The organism is Methanoregula sp., from assembly GCF_041663825.1.
Lineage (GTDB): Archaea > Halobacteriota > Methanomicrobia > Methanomicrobiales > Methanospirillaceae > Methanoregula.
The window spans coordinates 37,377-45,775 of sequence record NZ_JBAYLY010000027.1; the positions used below are offsets into that span (position 1 = coordinate 37,377).

Sequence of the window (8,399 nt, forward strand, 5' to 3'; positions counted from 1 at the left end):
CCCTTACTCTCCCCTTACTTTTGTCCCGCCATGGTCGTTTCCGGCAAGGAAATCCCCAAGGCGCGAGACCTGGAATATATCTGCCCCGATGCCTTCCCTGGCAAGCCCGAGCAGTTCGTCAATTTTCCCTTTCATTCCACCGGTTACATCGGTATGTGACGAGTTGCCGATCTGGAGGGTGTGCGCTGATTTCGGAGTAATCTCCGGAACAACGCGTCCCCCATCCAGCACTCCCGGTACATCGGTGGCGAGTCCCACGCGGGTACACTTCAGTGCAACCGCGAGATACCGCACGAGCTGGTCGCCCGATACGATGCAGGCTCCGCGTGAAAGGTCCATCACCACGTCGCCGTGGATCACAGGGACCATCCCGAGTGCGAGCATCTGTTCGAGGTGTCTGCTCTCGAACATGACAAGCCTGCCATTGTCAGCGACTCCTGTGTGAAGCGGGTGGACGCCAAGCGCCGGCACGCCTGCTTCCCGCAGAGCGCTGACAACCGCCTCGTTTAAGGCGCTGACGGCACGGTGGGTGACATAGATCCCATCGGTCTCGCCGGCCGTTGCACCCTTGTCCAGGTGATACCGGTGGGCCTCGGGATGCCCGCAGGAACCGGCGCCGTGCACAACGACAATCCGGGCCGCGTGTGCCCCGGCAATGGCCGCTGCAATCCCGGCAAGCGCTGCCCGGTTGACGGTACAGTCAGTACCCTTGTCCGTGATCACGCTGCCACCCAGCTTGAGGATGATAAGATCAGACATTTTTCTCCTTCCGTACTCCCTCGGTATCGATACCAGTCACGATCGCCCGTGCATCGCAGGCCTGGATCGCGTGGGCAACACGGTGCAGGATCGGCTTTGCGCAGAGTGCAACCATGCAGCCCCCGCCGCCGGCACCTGTGATCTTTGCACCAAACGCCCCGGCCGAACGGGCAGCGAGCACAAGCCGGGAGAGCTGCGGGTTCCCGACGCCCAGCGCATCAAGCAGCGCGTGGTTCATGTTCATGTACCTGCCCAGTTCCTTCGGGTTACTCAGGTGGTGGATGGCAGCTAAGCTCACTCCCTCTATCGCGTCCAGGATCGGGTCGACAATCTTCGGATTGCTCTTTTTGAGGTCCGCTACCTGCTCGACCATCTTTGACGTACTGTGCGATACCATCGAATCGCCGATCACCAGATGCAGGCTCTGGGGAGGGAGGCGCCGGCGCGATCCGCCGGTGATAAGCACGATCCCCCCGAATGCGGAAACCGTCGTATCCGTGGGGCTCGCCCGCCCTTTCTGCACCGTTTTTTCGATCTCAAATGCCATGTTTGCAATATCTTCCCGGCTTTTGCCGACGCTAAACTCATCGTTTATGGCCGACAGCGTTGCGACGGTTACCGCCGCAGATGACCCGAGGCCGGATGAACTGGGGATCTGCGAGTTGATGTACACACTTCCGATGACGCCCATTGCGTCAAAGCACCCGTCGATATAGGGGGATTTTGCCCGCTGGGGGCGCCGGGTCTTCCTGACCGTCACAAAGACACGGGGCTTGATTGCCATGGCAATGCCGGGCTTTCCGTACACCACGGCATGCTCGCCGAACAGAAATACCTTGCCCGGCGCACTCCACGTTGCCAACCTACATCACCGCAATGGCTGCGTACCCCACGACCTGGTTATGGTCGCCCGAAACATCGCCGCTGGTCCCGTAGCGGATCAAACGCCCTGCCCGTGCTCCCATGCACATGCAGGAGGATACCATGGTGCTGATCGGGCCGTACCCGCAGGCCGTGACCCTTTTTTCCCGGATCCGCCGGTAGAATTCCTTCACGTCAAGCGTTGTCAGCGCATCGATCGCGTAGAGATCGCCATCCTTTGCCTGTGCCTCGGGCACGTAATGCGAGAAATCGCTGGACGCGATGATCCGTACATCCCGTTTTGTCAGCCGTACTGCAGCGACAATCTTTTCCGTGACGGCCGCTGCATGGGCGGGATCCTGCTCCCCCATCATCACGGGCACGACCTTTGATCTCGGGAACCGGTACTTGATAAACGGCATCTGCACCTCGATCGAGTGCTCCTCCACGTGAGAGGCCTCATCGATCCCGATATCCAGCGCCCCGATAAACTCCGTGTCGGTATCGACAATCCCGAGAGGGGTCTCCCACGGGATCGCAGAGACGCTGGTGAGATACCCGTGATGGGATGGACCGATCACAACAAACGTACCGGAAAAATCAGGGGTGATGGTGGAAAACGCGTGGGCAGCGATCTGCCCGGAATAGACGTACCCGGCATGCGGGCAGACAATTCCCAGGGAATTCCCTTCCGGGGGGGCGGTTCTGGAAAAGAAACTTTCCAGCAGCTGCCCGAGATGGGAGGGATCCTTGGGATAGAACATGCCTGCAACTGCGCATGAACGCGTCTTCATCGGATCAACCCTCTGGTCGTACTGTTATATGTAACGATCGATCCAAAAAGGGGATCGACGGGGATCGCATCAGATCTCGGATTCGAAATCTTCCAGGGTAAGTGCCGTCGATATCCCGCGCAGGCGGAGCATTTCACGGCTCATGAGGAAGTATACCATCGAGAGCGCTTTCCGGCCCTTGTTGTTTGTCGGGATCACGAGATCGACGAACCGGGTCATGTTGTTCGTGTCGCAGAGCGCGACCACCGGGATACCGCACTGGACGGCCTCGTTAATGACCTGTGCGTCGCCGATCGGGTCAGTCACGACAATGACCTTCGGCTCGATATAGCCGTCAAGCACCGGGTTTGTCAGAAGGCCCGGGATGAACCGGCCGGTTGCGGACATCGCGCCGATAGTGTCGGCAAACTTCTTTGCCGGGTACTGGCCGTACTGCCGGGAGGTGACGACGAGGACATCGGGTGCCTCGTACTGGTTTAAGAATTTTGCAACGGTCTTGATCCGGGCGTCTGTCTCGCGGATATCAAGGATATAGAGCCCATCGCCGCGGACGCGGTAGATGAACTTCTTCATGTCCTCGCTTTTCTGCTGGGTGCCGATGTGGATACCGGCCGCCAGGTACTCCTCGACGGGGACGAGCGGTTCCTTTAATTCGATTTCCATCTCGTTTACTGGGGTCATAATTGTTCCTCTATGCGAATGAGTTCGTTTAATTTGGCAATGCGTTCGCCGCCCACCACTCCGCATTTTAAGAATACGCAGGAAAACGCAGTGGCGAGGTGTGTAATGGTGGTATCCGTGGTCTCGCCGGACCGGTGACTCATCACCGTGTCCAGACCATGGGCATGAGCAAGGCGAATGGCCTCGAAAGTGTCGGATAATGTCCCGACCTGGTTTGGCTTGATGAGGACGCAGTTTGCAGAACCGGTCTCGATGCCCTTCTCGATACGGTCGACCTGGGTAACAAAGAGGTCGTCCCCGCACACCAGGCACCGGTCGCCAACCTGGCGGTTGAGTTCTGCAAACGCATCGAAGTCGTCTTCATGGAGAGGATCTTCGACATAGACAAGGTTGTATTTGTCGACGATCTCGGCGATATACGCGATCTGGTCCTCGGTCGAGCGGACGCGGTCGCGGTACTTGTATCCCGTGCCGTTCCACATCTGGCTCGATGCAACATCGATACCCATATCGACCGAGACATTCATCTCGTCGGCCACACGTCCGGTTGCCTCGGCAATGAGCTCAAATGCGAGGGCATCGTCAATCTGCGGTGCCCATGCACCCTCATCACCCTTGCCGGCGGCAATTCCCTTTTTCTTCAGGAGATCCTTGACGGTCTTGTGGACGGCGGCGTTCGCGAAGACTGCCTCCTCGACATCCGCCGCGCCCCCGGGGACAATCAGGAATTCCTGGATCTCGGTCGCGTTTGCCGCGTGCGCACCGCCGCCGATAACGTTACCGAGCGGGAGCGGCATCTCATTGACAAACGCCCCGCCCAGGTACCTGAAGAGCGGGAGGCCGAGCGCCGACGCGGCGGCCTTTGCATTTGCAAGGGAGAGTGCAACTGCCACGTTTGCTCCGATCCCGGAGAAATCGGCCGTTCCGTCGATATCACGGAGCTGGGCGTCAAAACACTCCTGGTCGGCCGCGTCCATCCCGATAAGGGCAGGGATCAGGTTCTGGATGGCGTTGTCGATGGCCTCCCTCGGGGGCAGGACTTTTGCTTCTGCCGCACCGGTGCTTGCGCCGCTCGGCGCTGCCGACCGGCCAAAACCGCCAGCTGTGGAGATCTCGGCTTCGACGGTCGGGTTTCCCCGGCTGTCAAGGATCGTCCGCAGCTCGATTGCCTCAATGATCGTCATAAAGCCATTCCTCTCACTTTCTCTTTACGGTAATGGGGATATTGTTCGCGTTGAATTCCTCTATAGCGATCTCAAGGGGATCGATACGGGAAGTAGTGATAAGTAAGGGAGCACCCATTGATATCTGCAGAGCCCTTGCTCCAATAATCCTCGCCCGTTCATACCGGGTGTAAACCTGCGTCTGCATTCCTTGTCCTCGAAAATTGTTCCATTGTATACAATTGGAAAATGGGGTCGCTGAGATTTGAACTCAGGTCACTGCGTCCCGAACGCAATAGGATAGACCAGGCTACCCTACGACCCCGCGCTCTTATGTCAGTTACTGGTACGGGTTGAGCTCATCGATGATCTCTTTATGAGTCAGAAGCATACGCCGGCAGCAGTATCGGGTGATACCGAGATCGTCGAGGATCTTTTTAGGATCCTCGCCTTTCTCCCGCCGCGCCTTAAATTCTTCCCACGCTGTGGAAATTGGTTTTCCACAGGTGAAACATCGTACGGGTATCAAGATTTTTGACCTCTCATATATTGGTTGTTTAACGATAAGACTTTTGGAACTTCTTGCGTGCGCCACGGCCGTGTGGTTTCTTGGATTCTTTCTGCCGTGAATCGTTTACAAGGAGTGTTCTGTCGTATGCCAGGTAGATATCCTTTATCGCGGGATCGTTTGTCCACTCTAAGATACCCCGGGCGAGCGCTGTGCGCACTGCCTCGGCCTGTCCCATGACCCCGCCGCCGGAGACGTCGATGGTCACGTCAATTTCGCTCGTCGCGCTGGGGACAAGGAGGAGCGGCTCGGCGATCTTCATCCGGGTGGTCTCGGTGCCGTACTTCTCTAACGGCACGGAGTTGACCCGGATCACGCCTTTCCCGGCCTTTATTGTCGCCCGTGCGATTGCCGTCTTGCGTTTTCCGCTTGTGTTTATGATCTTTGCCATGGTGACCACCTTAGAACTTGGCTCCGAGGGCCGTGCAGACCGCTGCAAGCGTGATAAACTGCGGGTTGTGGAGCCGGTCCATGTGGACTTCCTCAGGAACTTCCATCTTTGCGCTGGCAAACTCGACCGGGACACCGACGTAGCATTTAATGCGCTTGAACGCATCGACGCCACGGGGGCGCTTGTAGGGGAGCATACCACGGATAGTCCGCTTCATGAGATGATCCGGCCGGCGCGGGACGAACGGTCCCCAGCGGTCACCGGAGGCGCCGCGGACACGCTTGTGGTAGTAGTTGGCAAGAACGCGTGCGCGACTGCCGGAGATGATGGTCTTCTCGACGTTCACGATCGCGATCTCTTCACCGGCAAGAGCACGCTGTGCTGTAATGCTTGCAAGCCTGCCAAGGATGAGCCCGTCTCCATTGATTACGGTAACCATAGTCTAGTTCACCTCAGGATCCGGACACCGCTTCCCTTGGGGTTGTCCTTTAAGAGTTGCTCGATCGTCATGCACTGCCCGTTTGCGTCCCTGATCTTACTCGTTGCTGATTCGGAAAAATTCAGCGCTGCAATCTTCACGGACTGCTCCAGCATGCCGCTGCCCAGTACCTTTCCCGGGACGAGAATTGTCTCGCCGTTGTGGGCGTAGCGGTTGATCTTGGACAGGTTGACCTCGGCGTAATTCCGGTTGGGGGTCTCCAGCCTGCCTGCAATTTCGCGCCAGATCTTTGCCTCATTCTCTCGTGACGTGTTCTTTAAGAGTAAGATGAGGTTGGTAAGACGGGGGTTCGTCTTCTCCACTAGTCGTGTCATTTCTTTTCCTCCCCTGAAAGTTCGCTTGTCTGTATCTCCAGCTCGTTTGCCTGCCCTTTTATGAAGGAAAGCGCCTGGACCATGATCTCTTTTGTTGGTAGCGACCCGTCGCCCTCAACCACGAAAATATACCGGTCGGGTGAGGCGGTAATTTTGATCGCGGGCTCGTCCCCGATACCGCTCGCAATGCAGGCCTTTTCACAGAGCTTGCACATGGAGCAGCTGGGAAGCTTGCCGTCGATAACCTCGACCTTCTTGCCTTTGACGGCAAGGATGCTGCGGGGGCATTCGTCCACGCAGTTCCCACACGCGTCGCAGACTGCATTGATCGTGATTTCCGGGTGGTTCTTGTACCCGCACACGAGGGTCGGCTGCCATTTTGCGTGTACTTTGCCCTTGTTGAGGACGGCACGCGCTTCGATAACCAGTTTCTGTCCCTTCGTGAGCTTCACGATGGGGATGTTATCGTACACGGGTGCAGCCTTGGGGTCCTGCGGGATGAGGTCGCTTGAAGTGACCAGCCGGGGGCCCTCAACACTGAGCGTGTAGGTTGACGTGCATGACGGGCAGCCTGCCCCTCCGCATGTACATTCTTCCTGAGTCGAATAACTGGAGAGATCGGTCCTGATGGGTATAAGCCCTAAGCGGTGCGCCAGCATTTCGTCGAAAAGTGCGCTCGTGTTGTCGTAGATGCGCACGTCCTCGATGGCAAGAGTCGGCACCTCGCCGATCATTGCCCGCCGAAACGAGTTTGCAAAGCCGGGCTTCGCTCCTGAGAGCGTGAATCGTGCTAGGTTGTCGTCCAGACTCGCGAATTCGATCTCCATCACACTCTCCTTCCCCGTCTGCCACCCTTTGGACGGCATGAGTCGTGCGGGACTGGTGTGACGTCTTCGATCCGTCCGATACGCATGCCAGCCCGGGCAAGCGCACGGATTGCTGCCTGTGCACCGGGGCCGGGGCTGCGCTGTTTCGCCTGGCCGGGTGCACGCACCTTCACATGGACACCGACGATGCCCTTTTCGCGGGCAATGGCGGCGACGTTCGAGGCCATCTGCATGGCCGCGTACGGGGAACTCTCGTTCCGGTCCTGCTTGACGACCATGCCACCGCTGCTCTTGGTGATGGTCTCTGCACCGGAGAGGTCAGTGACGGTGATAATCGTGTTGTTAAATGAGGCAAAGATGTGTGCGATGCCCCACTTTTCCTTGTCGTTTGCCGCCATCTTAGTTCACTCCTGAACCTGCAGCACCGGCAGGCTTGGTGATCCGGGTGCGCTCTGCGTGAGAGGCATCCACGAACGGCGACTTGCCGTAGTAGGCGATATCGTTCTCTTCACCACGGTGTACAAGGTATCCCGGGATGGTGACACGCCGGCCGGCGATTGCGATATGGCCGTGCGTGACGAGCTGGCGTGCCTGCTTCGGTGAGCGGGCAAGTCCTTTCCGGTAGACAAGGGTCTGGAGCCGGCGTTCGAGATGGGCCGGGACCTTGAGCGCGAGAACGTCATCGACGTCCGCATCAGGACCGAGAAGGCCGACACGCTGCATGTGGCTGATGAGCTCTGTCTTTTTTGCGTCAAAAACCGCCTGATCGGCGGCGTTAGACATGAGAGCGAGCAGTTCACGGGCAGCCTTGCGGTACTTCCTTAAGTGGCTCTGTGCCTTCCAGACCTCGCGCTTGTTGCGCAGGCCGTATTCGATGACAAGCCGGGTCTCTTCCTCGATCCGGGTCTTCTCCCACGGCCTTTTCGGCGTCTGGTAAGACTTGTGGTTCTTCCCTGGGTATCCCATGGCTTACTGGCCTCCTTCCTTGGTCTTCTTGACACCGACCGTCATACCGGTCCTGCCGGTTGACTTGGTGCGCTGCCCGCGGACTTTCTGGCCGGTTTCGTGCCGGATGCCCTTGTAGCAGCGGATCTTCCGCATCGTGTTGACGTCTTCGTCGCGAGCGAGCGCAACGTCACCGCCAACGAGATGCTTGGTCTCACCGGTGTAGAGGTCCTTGGGCCGGTTTGCCATCCACATCGGGATGTTCCCGGAGTATTTCTCAACTGCGGCTCGGATCCGATTGACTGACACTTCGTCCATGAGGCCGAGCTTTGCGTACTCGTCAACTTCGGCCATGCGGGAGATTACCATAGCGGTATGCCTGCCGACACCAGTGATGCCGGTCAGTGCTACCCGCACCGACTTCGTGCCATCCAGATCGGTTGTGCCAATCCGTACAAAGTATTTTATTTCTTGTTCCTGTGCCATCCAATCCCCTCGATTTTGAGATTGTCTCTTTGAAGCGCTGAGGGAGGGATTTGAACCCTCGAGTCCCAAGGGGACACAGGTTTAGCAAACCTGCGCCATACCAGGCTTGGC

The 8,399-nt window shown here is 58.0% G+C and carries 14 protein-coding genes and 1 tRNA gene; all 15 read right to left on the minus strand.

Features of this window, described 5'->3' with window-relative positions:
* Positions 1-3: 3 nt before the first annotated feature.
* The 15 genes from WCX19_RS11375 to WCX19_RS11445 all read right to left on the minus strand — a co-directional run bounded on the left by WCX19_RS11375 (position 4) and on the right by WCX19_RS11445 (position 8,288).
* A complete protein-coding gene (locus WCX19_RS11375) occupies positions 4-759 on the minus strand; it encodes an isopentenyl phosphate kinase (RefSeq protein ID WP_373008194.1) in 756 nt (251 codons plus the stop codon).
* Positions 752-1,621 (minus strand): mevalonate kinase, encoded by an 870-nt coding sequence (mvk, locus tag WCX19_RS11380; protein WP_373008196.1) that lies wholly within the window; start codon positions 1,619-1,621, stop codon positions 752-754. The genes WCX19_RS11375 and mvk overlap by 8 nt, the downstream gene beginning before the upstream one ends.
* A gap of 1 nt (position 1,622) precedes the next feature.
* Positions 1,623-2,414, minus strand: a complete 792-nt coding sequence (gene amrB, locus WCX19_RS11385; RefSeq protein ID WP_373008198.1) for an AmmeMemoRadiSam system protein B — start codon at positions 2,412-2,414, stop codon at positions 1,623-1,625.
* Between the two features lie 69 nt (positions 2,415-2,483).
* Positions 2,484-3,095, minus strand: coding sequence for a 30S ribosomal protein S2 (rpsB, locus tag WCX19_RS11390; RefSeq protein ID WP_373008200.1), 612 nt, complete (start codon positions 3,093-3,095; stop codon positions 2,484-2,486).
* Positions 3,092-4,279, minus strand: coding sequence for a phosphopyruvate hydratase (gene eno, locus WCX19_RS11395; protein WP_373008202.1), 1,188 nt, complete (start codon positions 4,277-4,279; stop codon positions 3,092-3,094). The genes rpsB and eno overlap by 4 nt, the downstream gene beginning before the upstream one ends.
* Before the next feature lie 13 nt (positions 4,280-4,292).
* Positions 4,293-4,466: a DNA-directed RNA polymerase subunit K gene (locus WCX19_RS11400; protein ID WP_373008203.1), complete on the minus strand. Its 174-nt coding sequence runs from the start codon at positions 4,464-4,466 to the stop codon at positions 4,293-4,295.
* A gap of 42 nt (positions 4,467-4,508) precedes the next feature.
* Positions 4,509-4,583: transfer RNA gene (locus tag WCX19_RS11405), tRNA-Pro, on the minus strand.
* A 15-nt stretch (positions 4,584-4,598) separates the two neighbouring features.
* The gene (locus WCX19_RS11410; protein WP_292427079.1) at positions 4,599-4,787 is read right to left on the minus strand and encodes a DNA-directed RNA polymerase subunit N; all 189 of its coding nucleotides are present in this window, start codon (positions 4,785-4,787) and stop codon (positions 4,599-4,601) included.
* A gap of 28 nt (positions 4,788-4,815) precedes the next feature.
* Positions 4,816-5,217 (minus strand): 30S ribosomal protein S9, encoded by a 402-nt coding sequence (locus tag WCX19_RS11415; protein ID WP_373008205.1) that lies wholly within the window; start codon positions 5,215-5,217, stop codon positions 4,816-4,818.
* 10 nt (positions 5,218-5,227) lie between these two features.
* Entirely contained in the window at positions 5,228-5,656 is a 429-nt protein-coding gene (locus tag WCX19_RS11420; protein WP_373008207.1) for a 50S ribosomal protein L13, read from the minus strand.
* Positions 5,657-5,664: 8 nt separating this feature from the next.
* Complete coding sequence (locus WCX19_RS11425) at positions 5,665-6,030, minus strand: 50S ribosomal protein L18e (protein ID WP_373008209.1); 366 nt, start codon at positions 6,028-6,030, stop codon at positions 5,665-5,667.
* Entirely contained in the window at positions 6,027-6,857 is an 831-nt protein-coding gene (locus WCX19_RS11430) for a DNA-directed RNA polymerase subunit D (RefSeq protein WP_373008210.1), read from the minus strand. The genes WCX19_RS11425 and WCX19_RS11430 overlap by 4 nt, the downstream gene beginning before the upstream one ends.
* Complete coding sequence (locus WCX19_RS11435; protein WP_373008212.1) at positions 6,857-7,255, minus strand: 30S ribosomal protein S11; 399 nt, start codon at positions 7,253-7,255, stop codon at positions 6,857-6,859. The genes WCX19_RS11430 and WCX19_RS11435 overlap by 1 nt, the downstream gene beginning before the upstream one ends.
* Position 7,256: 1 nt before the next feature.
* Positions 7,257-7,823 (minus strand): 30S ribosomal protein S4, encoded by a 567-nt coding sequence (locus tag WCX19_RS11440; protein ID WP_373008214.1) that lies wholly within the window; start codon positions 7,821-7,823, stop codon positions 7,257-7,259.
* 3 nt (positions 7,824-7,826) lie between these two features.
* Complete coding sequence (locus WCX19_RS11445) at positions 7,827-8,288, minus strand: 30S ribosomal protein S13 (protein WP_373008216.1); 462 nt, start codon at positions 8,286-8,288, stop codon at positions 7,827-7,829.
* Between the last annotated feature and the right edge of the window lie 111 nt (positions 8,289-8,399).

Coding starts and splice junctions, on each gene's coding strand:
- WCX19_RS11445 (WP_373008216.1), bottom strand. CDS start 8,288: ATGGCACAGGAACAAGAAATAAAATACTTTGTACGGATTGGCACAACC.
- WCX19_RS11420 (WP_373008207.1), bottom strand. CDS start 5,656: ATGGTTACCGTAATCAATGGAGACGGGCTCATCCTTGGCAGGCTTGCA.
- eno (WP_373008202.1), bottom strand. CDS start 4,279: ATGACGATCATTGAGGCAATCGAGCTGCGGACGATCCTTGACAGCCGG.
- WCX19_RS11425 (WP_373008209.1), bottom strand. CDS start 6,030: ATGACACGACTAGTGGAGAAGACGAACCCCCGTCTTACCAACCTCATC.
- WCX19_RS11435 (WP_373008212.1), bottom strand. CDS start 7,255: ATGGCGGCAAACGACAAGGAAAAGTGGGGCATCGCACACATCTTTGCC.
- WCX19_RS11415 (WP_373008205.1), bottom strand. CDS start 5,217: ATGGCAAAGATCATAAACACAAGCGGAAAACGCAAGACGGCAATCGCA.
- WCX19_RS11440 (WP_373008214.1), bottom strand. CDS start 7,823: ATGGGATACCCAGGGAAGAACCACAAGTCTTACCAGACGCCGAAAAGG.
- amrB (WP_373008198.1), bottom strand. CDS start 2,414: ATGAAGACGCGTTCATGCGCAGTTGCAGGCATGTTCTATCCCAAGGAT.
- WCX19_RS11400 (WP_373008203.1), bottom strand. CDS start 4,466: ATGCAGACGCAGGTTTACACCCGGTATGAACGGGCGAGGATTATTGGA.
- WCX19_RS11430 (WP_373008210.1), bottom strand. CDS start 6,857: ATGGAGATCGAATTCGCGAGTCTGGACGACAACCTAGCACGATTCACG.
- WCX19_RS11375 (WP_373008194.1), bottom strand. CDS start 759: ATGTCTGATCTTATCATCCTCAAGCTGGGTGGCAGCGTGATCACGGAC.
- rpsB (WP_373008200.1), bottom strand. CDS start 3,095: ATGACCCCAGTAAACGAGATGGAAATCGAATTAAAGGAACCGCTCGTC.